The organism is Pedobacter sp. 05T44 (genome assembly GCF_056395985.1).
This window is the reverse complement of the sequence record NZ_JBFTKO010000007.1, coordinates 117,030-132,612: the sequence shown is the minus strand read 5'-3', so window position 1 is coordinate 132,612 and position 15,583 is coordinate 117,030. Positions and strand designations below refer to the sequence as shown.

General features: G+C 38.9%; 9 protein-coding genes. 7 read left to right on the top strand and 2 right to left on the bottom strand.

Features of this window, described 5'->3' with window-relative positions; translation table 11 throughout:
• Nucleotides 1–23: 23 nt before the first annotated feature.
• From AC1DDK_RS13265 to AC1DDK_RS13235, 7 genes are all read left to right on the top strand, one after another.
• Nucleotides 24–3,311, top strand: coding sequence for a cytochrome c biogenesis protein (locus AC1DDK_RS13265; RefSeq protein WP_337716401.1), 3,288 nt, complete (start codon nucleotides 24–26; stop codon nucleotides 3,309–3,311).
• Nucleotides 3,312–3,332: 21 nt separating this feature from the next.
• On the top strand, nucleotides 3,333–3,905 hold the full coding sequence (locus AC1DDK_RS13260) for a 2'-5' RNA ligase family protein (protein WP_172659519.1): 573 nt from the start codon (nucleotides 3,333–3,335) through the stop codon (nucleotides 3,903–3,905).
• 148 nt (nucleotides 3,906–4,053) lie between these two features.
• A complete protein-coding gene (locus tag AC1DDK_RS13255) occupies nucleotides 4,054–4,212 on the top strand; it encodes a hypothetical protein (protein ID WP_246269395.1) in 159 nt (52 codons plus the stop codon).
• The gene (locus AC1DDK_RS13250; RefSeq protein ID WP_246269397.1) at nucleotides 4,209–4,661 is read left to right on the top strand and encodes a hypothetical protein; all 453 of its coding nucleotides are present in this window, start codon (nucleotides 4,209–4,211) and stop codon (nucleotides 4,659–4,661) included. The genes AC1DDK_RS13255 and AC1DDK_RS13250 overlap by 4 nt, the downstream gene beginning before the upstream one ends.
• Nucleotides 4,662–4,728: 67 nt before the next feature.
• Entirely contained in the window at nucleotides 4,729–5,694 is a 966-nt protein-coding gene (locus AC1DDK_RS13245; RefSeq protein WP_337716403.1) for a carboxylesterase family protein, read from the top strand.
• A 137-nt stretch (nucleotides 5,695–5,831) separates the two neighbouring features.
• Nucleotides 5,832–8,111, top strand: a complete 2,280-nt coding sequence (locus AC1DDK_RS13240) for a glycoside hydrolase family 95 protein (protein WP_337716405.1) — start codon at nucleotides 5,832–5,834, stop codon at nucleotides 8,109–8,111.
• 98 nt (nucleotides 8,112–8,209) lie between these two features.
• On the top strand, nucleotides 8,210–10,867 hold the full coding sequence (locus AC1DDK_RS13235; protein ID WP_172659522.1) for a glycoside hydrolase family 78 protein: 2,658 nt from the start codon (nucleotides 8,210–8,212) through the stop codon (nucleotides 10,865–10,867).
• Nucleotides 10,868–10,944: 77 nt separating this feature from the next.
• On the opposite strand, the gene AC1DDK_RS13230 is transcribed toward AC1DDK_RS13235, so the two are convergent.
• Entirely contained in the window at nucleotides 10,945–12,381 is a 1,437-nt protein-coding gene (locus AC1DDK_RS13230; protein WP_172659523.1) for a SusD/RagB family nutrient-binding outer membrane lipoprotein, read from the bottom strand.
• 5 nt (nucleotides 12,382–12,386) lie between these two features.
• Nucleotides 12,387–15,515, bottom strand: a complete 3,129-nt coding sequence (locus tag AC1DDK_RS13225; protein ID WP_172659524.1) for a SusC/RagA family TonB-linked outer membrane protein — start codon at nucleotides 15,513–15,515, stop codon at nucleotides 12,387–12,389.
• Nucleotides 15,516–15,583 lie beyond the last annotated feature (68 nt).

The following is a 15,583-nucleotide window of genomic DNA, read 5'->3' as shown; positions in this document are numbered from 1 at the left end:
GAAATAAAAAAGAAACATTAATAATGACTAACAGGTTAGGTAAAATTCTCTTTTCAACCCGTACCACGGGTGTGATGTTGTTGCTTTATGCTTTTTCTATGGCCATGGCCACTTTTGTGGAAAATGACTATGGAACATCTGTTGCCAAGGCGCTAATTTATGACTGCTGGTGGTTTGAATTGATTATGCTAATCCTGGTATTGAACTTTATTGGGAATATTGGCAGATACCAACTTTTGCAACGTAAGAAATGGCCTCTATTGGTATTCCACCTCGCATTTGTGCTTATTTTTATTGGTGGTTATATCACAAGATATATAAGTTTTGAAGGATCAATGCATATCCGCGAAGGCGAAACAAGTAAAGACATTATTTCGGATAAGACCTTTATTAAGGTACAGATAGGTAAGGGTGATGCGGCATTGGCATATGATGATGTGCCTGCTAATTTAACTTCTAGCCGCATTCCTATGTATTTAAAGCCTTTTAAAAAGACATTTACTTCTGAGTACGATTACAATGGAGAGCGTGTTAAGCTAAAGGTTGTTGATTTTTATGCAAGGGCACAGGATTCATTGGTGCGCGGTGATACTGGTAAACCAACCTTACATCTTGTTGTACTTGAAAATGGTAAACGTGTAAATAAATATATTCCTACGGGTGGTGTGCAGCTGATGCAGAACATGCTGGTTTCTTTTAACAAAGAAACACCGGGTGCCATCAATATAAGTGATGCAAGCGGTGCACTTCAGATTTCTTCTCCTTACGAGGGTAATTATATGATTATGGCTACCCAGGAAAGAAAACCTGTTGTTGGAAATAATGTTCCTCAGCCCTTCAATTTAAGAAGCTTATACACTTATGGTGGATTTGCCTTTGTTGTTCCTGAGCCTGCAATACCAGGCCACATCATTTATTTTGAGGGTGATAAAAGGACTCATGAGCATGATCTGGATTTAGTGAAAGTACAAATTACTACACCAACCGCTGTGGATACGGTGTCGTTTTACGGTGGAAAAGGGATGACAAATTTTCAACATCAAAGTGAAGTTGGCGGTTTGAGGATTTCCTTGGCTTATGGATCTAAGATCTATCAAACGCCGTTTTCGCTTAAATTGGTAGATTTTAAGATGGAAAAATATCCGGGTAGTAATAGTCCGGCTTCTTATTCTTCTGATGTCATGATTTTGGATGAGGCTGGAGAAACACCATATAAAATATTTATGAACCATGTATTGGATCATTCTGGTTATCGCTTTTTTCAGGCAAGTTTTGATGAGGACGAAAAGGGGACGATTCTATCTGTAAATCATGATCAGTTGGGTACCAACGTTACTTATATTGGTTATATTTTACTTTTCTTAGGCATGTTTGTTACGCTATTCTGGAAAGGGACTCATTTTTCGAAATTGAATGAGCAATTGAAAACAATCTCTAAATCGAAAACATTGTTGTTGCTGCTTTTCTTTTTGCCTGTCGGTGCGGCTTTTAGTCAGAAGATAGATATGCATGGTACTGATGGCGCAACTACTCATGTTCATGAAAATGGTGAGGTTCACGATAATGAGCACAACGTTGTGCCTGGGAATGGTACTGCCCCAGAACATAAACATGAGCATAATGATACGCAACTGTTTTTGCCTACTAAAACCTTAGACCCGGTACAATTTGCTTCATCTATTAAAATAGATGAGACTCATGCCGATAAGTTTGGCCATTTATTGGTGCAAAATATTGATGGCCGGATTGAACCTGTTAATACGATGGCACTGGAAATCCTTAGGAAATTACATCGCAAGGATCGTTTTTATACATTAAATGCAAACCAGTTTTTCTTATCTATTTCGACAATGCCTTTCAACTGGATCAACGTTCCGTTGATTAAAGTAAATACTAAGGGTGGGCCTGAATTGCTTAAAACTGTGAGCGCTACTCCCGAAGGTTATACTTCGATGGTAAATTTGATAAAGATTAATTCGGACGGGACTGCTGAATTCAGATTAAAAGACGATTATGCAAAGGCATTTGCTAAGAAACCTGCTGAACAAAATAGCTACGATAAAGATGTAATTGATCTGAATGATAAGTTACAGGCTATGGAGCAATTGGTTTATGGGCAGTATTTACGTGTTTCTCCAATTATTGGTGATGCGAATAATACCTGGATTGCTATGACTATAAGTGATTTAGATAGTATTTCCGTTAAACCAAGTGCTATTAGCCGTTATGTTAAAGCTGTTAACGACGCTCAGGTATCAGGTAACTGGTCTTCGGCCGATGCAGCACTGAAAGATATTGGCGAAGCGCAACAGAAATATGGTAAGAATGTAGTGCCTTCACAGTCGAAAGTAGAATGGGAGATCAGTTATAACTCATGGAATATATTCCTGAATCTGATGATTACTTATGCCATTCTAGGGGTAGTGATACTTTCACTTGCCTTCATGAAGCTATTTAAGAATTCTAAATCACTTGATACACTGGTTAAGGTAGTTTTGATACTTATCGGCATTGCAGCAACTTTACAGGCGGTTGGTTTAGGAGCTCGTTGGTATATTTCGGGGCATGAGCCTTGGAGTAATGGTTATGAAGCGGTATTGTTTATTAGCTGGATAGGTGTTTTATCCGGTTTACTAATGTATAGAAACAGTAATGCGTTTATACCTGCTGCGGGTTGTTTAATTGCTGTGATTTTGATGGGCTTTGCACACGGTGGTTCTCAGATGAATCCTCAGATTACTCCGCTGGTTCCTGTATTGAAATCATATTGGTTGATGATTCACGTAGCAATTATTACTTCTAGTTATGGTTTCTTTGGCTTAAGTGCATTGATGGGTACAGTTGTATTGATACTTTATGTAATTGATAACAATAAAATCAGTGCAAAGGTTAAAGCTTCGATAACTGAGCTAACGATTGTGAATGAAATGTCGTTAACGGTAGGTTTATTTTTACTTACTGTTGGTACGTTTTTAGGTGGTGTATGGGCTAATGAGAGTTGGGGCCGTTATTGGAGCTGGGACCCGAAAGAAACCTGGGCGTTTATTTCGGTTATTGTTTATGCGTTTGTACTGCACGTTCGTTTAATTCCGGGCTTAAGAAGTAAGTACTTGTTTAATTTGCTGTCGCTGTTAAGTTTCTCCAGTATAATCATGACTTATTTCGGGGTTAATTACTACCTGACTGGTTTGCATTCGTATGCGCAAGGTGATCCTGTGCCAATTCCGTCGTGGGTGTATATTACGCTGGCGGTAGTTTTTGCTTTGGCTTTTGTTTCTTACAGAAGATATAAGGCAAGGAGTAAGAAGTAATCTCTTATCTTTATTATAGATATGAGTGAAATTTCTGTTTATTCAGTAGCGATATATCCTGTTCTCTCAGTAATGGAAAAGGTGAAGGCTATGAAAGATGAGCTGGCATCCGTAGCTGGTTGGTATGGCAGTAGAAATTCAAAGGCTCACATAACAATATGTGAGTTTAATGTAATTGGTGAAAGAGAATTGTTAGCTATTAAAAGTCAATTGCTTAAGCTTTGTACTTCTGAACCGCCTTTGGATTTAACATTTGATCGTATTGATGTATATGAAAATGGAGTAATATGCATATTGCCAGATAAGGAGTCAGAGATTATACTTAAACAATGTATGAAGAGGATTCAACAAGGTATGAAAGTTAAGTTGACTCATAGAAGTTATAACCCTCATATATCAATAGGTAGGAGATTAAACCACGAACAATTATCCTTGGCAAGAGATCTGTTTATGGATACAAAAGTAAATCTAAACTTTATTTGCGATAGAATAGTTCTTCGTGTTCGTGTGAACGAAGGCCAATTTGTAGTAATTGGAGAGTTTGTTTTTCAAAGCAACTCTCAATCGAGAGATGAGCAACTATCAATGTTTTAGGTAGACTGAGATAGGGCATATATAGATATAAAACAGTCTTGTTTTTTTCTTATTTTTGTAATGAGGATATCAATTTTTAGTGATTTCATCGTAGTCTTAAGATATGGAGCACAGTAGAAAAATAGCCATGGTAGTTAATCAGGTCAAAATGGAAGACGAAGACAGTCTCGATGTTTTATTTTGGCTTAGCAGAACAGTTTCCGAGAGATTATCTGAAGTTAGTCGCTTGAGAAAAAACTATTTTACTTGGGCAGATGGTAAATTTCCCGAAAAAATTGAAAAAGTAGTTCAACAAAGGAAATTATGATCTTCGAACAAGATTTTATTGATTTTATAGAATTGCTCAATCTTCATAAGGTTGATTATATGATAGTGGGTGCCCATGCACTTGCGTACCATGGTCGCCCCAGACATACCGGAGATTTAGATATTTGGATTAAACCAAGCGCCAAAAATGCATCAAGAATGATTAAGGTATTGAATGATTTTGGTTTTGGATCATTAGGTTTAACTGAACAAGATTTTTTAAAGGAAAATTATGTTACTCAATTGGGATATCCACCCTTACGGATTGATATCCTAAATGCAATATCCGGTGTTGAATTTGATGAAGCTTATATAAATAGAGTGGATGGCGAGGTTGATAATCTTAAAGTTAACTTTATTAACGTAACCGAGTTCATAAAAAATAAAGAAGCCTCGGGAAGAAAAAAAGATCTTGGAGATATCGCTTCTATAAAAAAGATAAAATCTTAGCTTTAACTAACTGGTTAATTTAGTAACATTCTCGTATATTAAGAGTCTGATTATTAATTTGTTCAATATGAAATTCTTATTCGTCTTCTTAGTCGTTTTCAATCTGTTTTGTGGTGCTTTATTAGCCCAGCAAAGCCAGGAAAAATATACCAACGAATTAAAGTATCTCCTTTATTTACCGGAAAATTATAATAAAGATGATCAACAAAAATTCCCTGTTGTATTATTTTTACATGGCAGTGGTGAACGTGGAGATGATGTAAGCAAGGTTGCAGTAAATGGTTTACCAAAATTGATCGCCGATGGGAAAAAGTTTCCATTCATTGTAGTGTCGCCCCAGGTGCCAGAAGGAGAACGCTGGGAAAGCACAGATTTAATGCGTTTAATGAAGGATATTAAGAAAAAGTATAGAATTGATGAAGATCGATTGTACTTAACGGGTTTAAGTATGGGTGGTTATGGCAGTTGGGATATGGCAATGAAATATCCTCAGATGTTTGCCGCAGTTGTGCCGATCTGTGGAGGGGGGGATGTTTCCAAAGTCTGGGCAATAAGGCATACACCTGTTTGGGTTTTTCATGGAGGAAAGGATAATGTTGTTCCGCTTAAAGCAAGTCAGGATATGGTTAATGCACTAAAACCTATAAATCCGGATGTTAAATTCACTATTTTTCCGGAAGACGGCCACGACAGCTGGACTTCAGCATACAATACCGATAGTTTATATACCTGGTTGCTGGGCATCAAAAAGTTTAAGTACGCTAAAGTTCCGGTAGATCAGGAACTGCTGGATACTTATCAGGGCTCCTATTATAATGATCTTGCCAACGATACCTTGAAGATAACCGTAACAACGGGCATAGTTACAATGATTCGGAAAAAGGGAGTTACTGAACTAAAACCCTATGCAAATGAAAAGTTCTTTGTAAATGAGAACGATCCGGTTGATGCTGTATTCTCAGGCAAAAAACGAAAAATGCAACTCCTTATAAATGCCGACAGACAGTATGTTTACAAAAGGATTGGTGATTAAAAAGTACAGCTAATCTCAGGGATCATTACCTGTTTTATGTTAAAATCCCTTAAGATGATGTAAGAATTGCTGAATTTTTATGTGCTTTATTTAAGTATCATTGAAAACACTTTTTAACCAAACCTGTATATCACAAAATGAAACCACACAAAAAACAAATTTATGCACTTTTTATTTTCCTGCTGTTTCAGCTTAGTCTGACTGCTCAGGTAAAGAAAGTAGCGCAACCCACACAGGACTTAAAACTATGGGATAATAAGCCTGCCAAAGAATGGATGACAGAAGCTTTCCCTATGGGAAATGGAAGAATTGGCGGGATGGTATTTGGCGGAATCTCACAAGAACACATTCAATTTAATGAAATTAGTTTGTGGACCGGGGACGAAACAAATACAGGTGCTTATCAAGCATTTGGTGATGTGTACATCAATTTTAAAGACAAAGATGCTAAGGCCGCTGTTCCTGCTGATTATCGCAGAGAAACTGATATTAGCAAAGCTGTTCAGAAAATTTCTTTCACAGACAATGGCGTTGCCTATAAACGTGAGTACTTTTGCAGTTTCCCTGATAAGGTAATGGTGTTGCGTTTTACTGCCAATAAAAAGGCAGGATCCTCGGCTACTATACAACTTAGGGATGCTCATGATGCAAAAGTTACCGCTGATGGAACAAGGTTAACCATTGCTGGGAAACTTGAAAATGGAATGGCATACAGCGCTACTTTATTGGTAAAAACAGAAGGTGGATCTGCAGTTATAGAATCGGATGGTAAAGGTGGATCTCAATTAAATATTAATAAGGCAGATGCATTTACTATTTTACTTTCAGCAGCAACTGATTATAGCAATAAGCGTGATCAACAATGGAAAGGTGAGGATCCTGATGCTAAAGTTAAACAGATTTTGGCGGCGGCATCAACTAAAAACTATCAGCTGTTGCTAAACAATCACATTAAAGATTATCAGAATTTATTCGGAAGAGTGTCGTTAAACCTGGGTGCTACCCCGGCAGCAACGCTGTCGCTTCCAACTTATAAAAGGATAATTAATTATAAGAAAGCAACAGATCCTCAATTGGAGGCACTTATTTTTCAGTATGGAAGATATTTGTTAATCAACTCATCGAGAAAAGGGGGCTTGCCTGCCAATTTGCAAGGCTTATGGAACGAAAGTAACAACCCGCCATGGCGGTCTGATTACCACTCGAACATTAATATACAAATGAATTATTGGCTTGCAGAGCCTACCAATCTTTCTGAATCTCATTTTCCATATCTGGATTACATAAACAGTATGCGCGAAGTGAAAAAGGAAAATACCAAAAAGGAGTATCCTGGGGTACGTGGGTGGACTGTGAAAACGGAAAACAACATTTTTGGTGGCGAAAGCTTTTTATGGAACACACCAGGTAGTGCATGGTATGTACAGTCTATCTGGGAACATTACGCATTTACAAGAGACAAAGCTTACCTTAAAAACTTTGGTTACCCGATACTAAAAGAGATCACGGAGTTTTGGGATGATTATTTGAAACGTAGAGATGATGGCACTTTGGTAGCACCAAAGGGCTGGTCGCCAGAACATGGACCTACTGAAGACGGTGTTTCGTACGATCAGCAAATCGTGTATGATCTGTTTACCAATTATATTGAAGCTGCTGATGCATTAGGCGTTGACAAAGCTTATAGAGATAAAGTAATGGATATGCGTGAGCACCTGTTAAAACCCAAAATTGGTAAATGGGGACAGTTACAGGAGTGGGAAACAGATCGTGATGATCCAAAGGATAACCACCGACATGCATCTCATCTTTTTGGTCTACATCCGGGCAGACAGTTCAGTACGACTGAAACACCAGAGCTAACAAAAGCTGCAAAAGTAAGTTTACTTGCACGTGGCGATGCCTCAACTGGTTGGTCTATGGCCTGGAAAATGAACTTTTGGGCAAGGTTACATGATGGTGATCATGCTTATCTGATTCTTAAGAACTTTATTACACTTGTAGGTGGTTCTGGTGTTGATTATAATGAAGGTGGTGGAATTTATGCGAATTTGTTTTGCGCACATCCTCCTTTCCAGATAGACGGTAACTTTGGTTATACTGCTGGTGTTGCGGAGATGTTGCTTCAAAGTCAAACTTCAGAAATTGAATTGCTTCCTGCTTTACCCAAAGAATGGACTAGTGGAAGTGTAAAAGGTCTGCGTGCAAGAGGTAATTTTGAAATTACTGATCTGCAATGGAAAGATGGAAAGATCGTTAAGCTCTCTGTGAAATCGTTATCTGGCGGAGATTGCAATCTTCGTGTTCCAAATGCTTTAAAGGCAGTTTTTGCTGTGAAAAACAGCAAAGACGAAAATGGCTATAAATATGGTTTTAAAACTGTAGCCGGTAAGGTTTATGGTTTTGTAGACCAGTAATTAATTAAGGACAGGATAGTGCATGACACTTATGTCAAATTAATTACGGATAATAGTGAGTTGCTTAGGATTTCCGGGCAACTCATTATTAATCAAATATGAGACCATGTATTAAGACGTTGCTGCAGAAATGTGCAGTATTTGGGCTTTTGTTTGCCGTTAACCTTACGGCCCTTGCCCAGAAATTAAGTGTAAATGACCTTAAGGTTGAGCACCTTAAAAATCCACTGGCTATTGAAACGCCAAAACCCAGGTTTAGCTGGAAAATCATTTCAACAGTAAAAAATACCTTACAATCTTCTTATGAAATTAGAGTAGGCACTAGTAAGGCCTCAGTGAATGCAGGTAAGGATCTTGTCTGGAAAGGATCTACCACAGGAGATCAATCTGTATTGATCGAATATGCAGGATCAGAATTACAATCAAAAAAGAGATATTATTGGCAGGTTAGGGTAAAAGACAATCACGGCAATACATCTGCCTGGTCTGAACCTGGTCTCTTTCAAATGGGAATTGCTCCGACAGACTGGACCGCAAAATGGATCACCGTAGCGGGAAAAGATAGTTCTGCAAGAAGCCCGCTTTTTAGAAAGGAATTCTCCTTACAAAAGAAAGTCAAATCGGCTATAGCCTACATTACTGCAAAAGGATTGTACGAAGCCAACATCAATGGTCAGCGCGTAAGCGATACCTATTTTGCACCGGGATGGACCAGTTATAAAGATCACCTGCAATACCAGGTATACGACATAACTGCTGCTTTGAAAAGTGGAGCTAATGTATTGGGTGTAAGTCTAGGAAATGGATGGTACAAAGGGCGAATCGGTTTTGGAAATCAGCACAACTTTTATGGTGATACACGCGGATTGCTGATGCAGGTAGAGGTGGAATACACTGATGGTACCAAGGAATCGATAAATACAGATGAGAGCTGGAAATATACCTATGGACCAATTATGGCTTCGGACATTTATGATGGTGAGATCTATGATGCCAGGATGGAAATAGCCGGCTGGAACAATACAGGCTTTAAAGAAGATGCTGCATGGACTGCAGTTGGTACAATGGAAAAAGGTACTGAAAAGCTGGTGGCTATGAGTGGTCCGCCGGTAAGGAAACATGAGCAATTTAAAGCACTTAAAGTTTTCAAAACGCCAGCAGGAGAGACAGTAGTGGATTTCGGGCAAAATCTGGTGGGTTGGGTTATGCTTAAAGCTAAAGGTACTGCAGGAACGAAGATCACTTTGAGCCATGCAGAGGTACTTACAAAAGAGGGTAACTTTTATACGGTAAATCTGAGATCTGCAAAGGCACAGGACACTTATATATTAAAGGAAAATACAGAGCAGGTTTTTGAACCTCATTTTACTTTTCAGGGATTCAGATATGTGAAGGTAGAAGGCTATCCAGGAGAATTGAAAACTGAGGACCTAACCGCAGTTGCTGTGTATTCGGATATGGAAACAACAGGCAAGTTTTCGACGTCTAATGCCATGCTGAATCAATTACAGCACAACATCCAATGGGGGCAAAAAGGAAACTTTGTAGATGTACCGACTGATTGCCCGCAGCGCGATGAGCGTTTGGGCTGGACAGGAGACGCACAGGCTTTTGCCAATACAGCAGCTTATAATATGGATGTTGCCGGATTTTTTACCAAATGGTTAAAAGATGTAAAAACAGATCAACAACCTAATGGCCTGATCCCGCATGTGATCCCAAATGTATTAGGACCAAATGATGGTGCATCTGCAGGATGGGCGGATGTATCTACAATTATTCCATGGGATATGTATGTTGCTTACGGTGATCGCAGGATATTGGAAACACAATATGAAAGTATGCAGAAATGGGTGGGTTATATTTCATCCGTTGCAAAGAACAATCTTTGGAATTCAGGTTTCCACTTTGGCGACTGGCTGTTCTATCGTCCGAATGATGATAATGATGGCAGGGCTGCAGTAACCGATAAATATTTGATTGCGCAGACCTTTTATGCGCATTCTACACAGTTGCTGATCAATGCGGCAAAAGTATTAGGTAAACAGGATGATGTAGCTAAATACACCGCACTTCTTGCTGAGATCAAAGCAGCATTTGTGAAGGAGTACATGACGCCAACTGGCCGATTGGTATCTGGAACGCAGACCGCTTATGTTTTAGCTCTTCATTTTGACATGCTGCCCGAAGAACTGAGAGCGCCATGCGCTGAACGCCTGGTTGCTAATGTCCGCGACTATGGAAATCACCTGACAACCGGCTTTTTGGGTACACCTTATTTATGCCATGTACTGACCAGATTTGGACACAACAATGTTGCTTACGATCTTTTAATGCAGGAAAGCTATCCTTCGTGGCTTTATCCTGTAAAAATGGGCGCTACTACGATATGGGAAAGATGGGACGGTATTAAACCTGATGGATCTTTTCAAACTCCTGATATGAACTCTTATAATCACTATGCTTATGGTGCTATAGGTGACTGGATGTATAGAACAATTGCAGGAATAAATTCGGTAGCTGATCAGCCAGGGTATAAGTCTATTGTTATTGCGCCGAAACCAGGTGGAAAAATAACTAACGCATCGGCAGAATTAGAAACTGTATATGGCACGGTAAAATCAGCATGGACATTGGAAAATGGATTGTTAAAGCTTGATGTTACGGTACCAGCAAATACCAAAGCTAAGATCGTATTGCCAGATACAACTAAAGAAATTGGATCTGGTAGTTATCACTTTGAAAGTAAAATTTAATAAAAGAAAAAAGGCCGGTATCATGATTAATGATACCGGCCTTTTTTCTTTTATTACCTTGCTAAAGGTATTTGATATTATTTTATGTCAAACCACAGTCTTGTAGTTAATATATCCGCACCTTGTCTTGCTACTGCGGCTTTATAATTTGTCCCGTTAAGCGATTGTTCACGTCCTGGATATATAAATCTTACAGGTAGTTTTCCGCCTAATGTACCTGCAACGGCAGGAGTAAGTTCCGGATAATCCAATCTTCTCCACTCAGCAAAGGCTTCTAGTCCCTGTCCAAATAAAGCAATCCATTTTTGGTCACCAATAGATTTTTTGTAATTACCAGCGTTATACTTTACGGCAGGAAGGTTTGTATATGTAGTGATTTCACCTTCTGTAACCCCATATTGCCTTAATGATTCTTCAACGGCTTGTTTATACAAAGCTGCCGGATCCTCACTGCTAAAACCACGCGCTGCTATCTCTGCACGATCAAATAATACCTCAGCATAGCTGATGATAACCGCAGGTGCAGAAGGAGCAAGGAAGTAAGTGCCGGGTTTAGAAGTTTTATTTAAACCAAGGCTGTTGGCATCACTGGTTAGCAAACCATTTGGAACGCCCACATAAGTTTCAGGCGTCGCATCTTTAGTAGGGCTGGCAAATATTGGCAAACGCGGATCACCTAAGCTCCTCAATTTATCTACAATTGTTTTGCTTATCCTATGGTCGTTACGTGTGTCAAATGTATTACTTATCGGGTTTTGATTAGGAGAAGCAACATATACCAATTGTGCTATTTCAGCATTGCTACTAATGTAGGCGCCACCTTCTGCTGCAATTTCTGCCAACACGGATTTGGTTTTCTCTGGTTCACGGTCGGCTATTCGGAGTGCTATGCGCAGCCTTAATGCATTTGCGAATTTTTTCCAGCGATCTATCTTACCAGCATAAATGATGTCACCTGCAATTGCCTTACCATTCAGATCGAGATCAGCTTGTGCAGATTTCAAATCATTAAGTAATCCGAAATAAACATCTTTTTGGGTATCATATACTGGAGTTACGAATTTTTTGATCTGGATAGATTGAGAATAGGGTATATCTCCGTAAGCATCTGTTAACAATAGAAATGTCCATGATCTTAATACTTTAGCTACGCCTCTGTAATTGGTGTTTTGTTGTGCATCGGCTAGCTCAATCAGTTTGTTAAGATTGGTAATACCTTTTGTATATCCGGTGTTCCATAAATCCTGAAGATCGGTATTAGAAAAAATATAACGATCGGCATCAGTATACTGTATTTTTGACCAGTGCTGAACAAATAGCAGACTTGAGTTAATATTGTTAGTTCCCCAGTATGCATCAGCAGTGTTCTTTATAGCACCTGTTAGCAAATAATCAGGAAGGGGGTTTTCTGCAGCGTTGGGATTTTTGTTGATATCTGCCAGCTCGTCTTTGCACGAAGTGAAAGCCGTTGCTATAATTGCAGAAAAAAGGATTGGAATATATTTGAATTTCATGATGTCTAGAATTTAAAATTAAGGTTAAAACCAAATGATCTTGTTGTTGGAAGAGTTAGGTCCTCCAGACCCTGAGCGTTTCCTGTGTTGAATGCAGTTTCAGGGTCAATATTTGGTACATCTTTATGGATGATCCAAAGATTACGTCCCACTATTGAGAAAGTAGCGTCCTGTAACCCGATCTTTTTAACCCATTGCGAAGGAATGTTGTAGCTCAATCTAGCTTCTCTTAATTTGATATAAGAAGCGCTGTAAACAAATTGCTCATCTGCATTGGTTGTAGCTTTGTAATACTCTTCTGCAGGAATGATTTTATTGTTCTTAGTGCCATCAGCCAGAACGCCGTCAAAGATCATCCCGTCATTAAATGTTGTTCCTCCTGAGGTATAGGTAAGTCCGCCATTTTCAGCATTTCTTCCTCTCATTGTACTTGCCAGTACACCCGTATAAGTTCCTGTAGCGTTACTACCAGAGAATACCTTACCACCAATTCTGGCGTCTACGAGGAAATTCAAATTGAAATTCTTGTAAGTAAAGTTATTCGTAATTCCGCCTATCCAGTTTGGTGTAAACTTACCAAGAATTTGTTTTTCAGGATTGATAACCGGAGTACCATCAGAGCTTACCAGAATTTGTCCGGCAGCATCACGCTGGTAGGCAGTTCCGAAGAAAGTACCGTAAGGCTGGCCTACAGCTGCCAATACATCAAGCGTTCCACTGGTACCAATTGTATAGCTGCTAATGCGTCCTTCTTTATCCAATTCTGTAACCTTACTGCGATTACGTGAATAGTTTAAATTGATGTCCCAGCTAAAGTCTTTAAGTTTAACAGGGGTTAAACCTAGTTGAACTTCTATTCCTTTGTTATTGATACTTCCGCCATTAATAAGTTTTTGTGTATATCCTGTTCCTGAACTTACATCAACTTTTAAAATCTGATTAATACTGTTTGTATTGTACACACTTAGATCCAGCTTGATGCGGTTATCAAACAACCCAATTTCGGCACCCGCCTCAGTCGATTTGGTGATTTCTGGCAGAAGGTTTGGATTAAGGTCGATCGTATTAACTGATTGTTGTGGATTTCCATCAAATGGAGCAGTGAAGCTATAGGTATTGATCAGTTGATAAGGGTCTGTTGCCTTTCCTACTTTAGACCAGCCTCCTCTTAGTTTAGCGAAACTAAGCACCTCGCTTTTAATATCAAAAGCTTCTGTAAGAATTAAACTTCCATTAACAGAAGGGTAGAAATAAGATAAGTTCGGTTTTGGTAAACTGGAATCCCAGTCGTTACGTGCTGTTAAATTCAGATATGCATAATCTCTAAAGCCCAACTGAGCGGATCCAAATAAACTATAGGTTCTAAGTTTGGTGTAAACGTTTGAAGATACCAATGGATCTCTGGAGTTGCTCAAGGTATATAAGCCGTTTACTGCCAACTTGGTCGCTTTCTGATCGTTTTGTTCGAAAGTTGAAGTTCTAATGTTTCCGCCACCCAAAATATCTATTGAGAAATCTGAATTCAGTTTCTTATTGAACTCTAAACGACCTTCGGTATTATTTTCATTAACCGTATATGCATCTTCCTCATATGAACCGAATGGGGTACCATTTGTTCCATAAGCGATTTTGATCTTTCTACGGTCTGTATAGTAATCATTTCCTGTCCTGAAGTTGGCTGAAAGTGCGCTTGTAATTTTATAATTTAATTCTGCATTACCAATAATGCGATCACGTTTCTGACCAACTGTATTTTCATAGGCTATGAAATAAGGGTTACTATAGTAACTATTGTTCCAGTTAAAGTCGTTTCCGTTTTCGTCTTTATAGTTTTTAAGCTGACTAACATCTACCTGTCTTCCAAACCATGTAAATTGAAGCATCGGGCCAGTTGCACGTTTTCCGCCTGAGGCAGGAAGGTTATCGGCATTGCTTTTTATATAATTTGCAGAAGCGTTTAAAGTTAATTTAGGAGTGATTCTGTACGTGGTATTCAATAATAATGAATTCTTGTCCTGAGAAGAATTTGGCAGTATACCACCTTGCGTAAGGTTGTTGTAAGAGAAACGGACATCTTGTTTTTCTCCAGAGCCTGCAATGGCAATACCATTATTAAGCGCAAAACCTGTTTCAAAGAAATCCTTAACATTATCTGGATGAGCAATAAATGGAACAGCAACACCTTTAGAGTTAAACTGAGGAATTAAACGGCCATCCAATGCTGGTCCCCAGCTTTCATCTACACCGTCGTTTACACCTCCACCTTTTCCATCTACAAAGCTAAACTTGCCGCTTGTACCTTGTCCGAATGAGTTTTGATAATCCGGTAAGGTCAATAGGTTTGAAAATGTAGCGTTGGAGTTAACACTGATACCTAAACCCTTTTGGCCTCTGCCAGTTTTGGTTTTAATAAGGATAACACCTGCTGCTGCACGTGATCCATATAGTGCTGCTGCATTTGGACCTTTAAGTACACTGATTGATTCAATGTCTTCTGAATTAATATCCGAAATGGTATTGGCAAAATCCCTTGATCCAGCTATACCTAGATTCTGCGAATTATCAACGGGTACTCCGTCCACTACAAAGAGGGGTTGGTTGTTACCTGATATAGAGGTTTCACCACGAATAATAATTCTTGATGAACCCATATCGCCCTGGCTATTTGTAGTTTGCACACCGGCAATTTTTCCGGCCAGAGAGTTGATTATATTGGTTTCTTTTGCGGTAGCAATATCTTTAGATTTTAATTCCTGAACAGCATATCCCAACGATTTCTTTTCTTTAGAAATCCCAAGGGCTGTAACAACAACTTCACTTAAAGCATTTGCCGAAACATCAAGCGCAATATTTAATGTAGTTGTAGCTGCGGTAATGGTTACTTCTTTTGTAGTATATCCAAGATAAGATATACTAAGTACATCATTAACATCTGCAGCTAGAGAAAACTTACCGCTGCCATCTGTAGTTGTTCCGCTTTTTTTACCTTTTATGGTAATTGATGCTCCTGGAATAGTCTCCCCGTCGGGGTTTCCGGTAACAGTACCTGTTATTTTAACAGATTGTGCCTGTACGGTTTGCAGGAAAAAAAAGGATATAAGAATCCCTGCAAAAATTTTGTATATTTTTAACATGTGAATTAAATAAATGGGTGTATAATAAATTCTTTGGGTTGCATTAAATAGAGCAACAGTGCATTCGT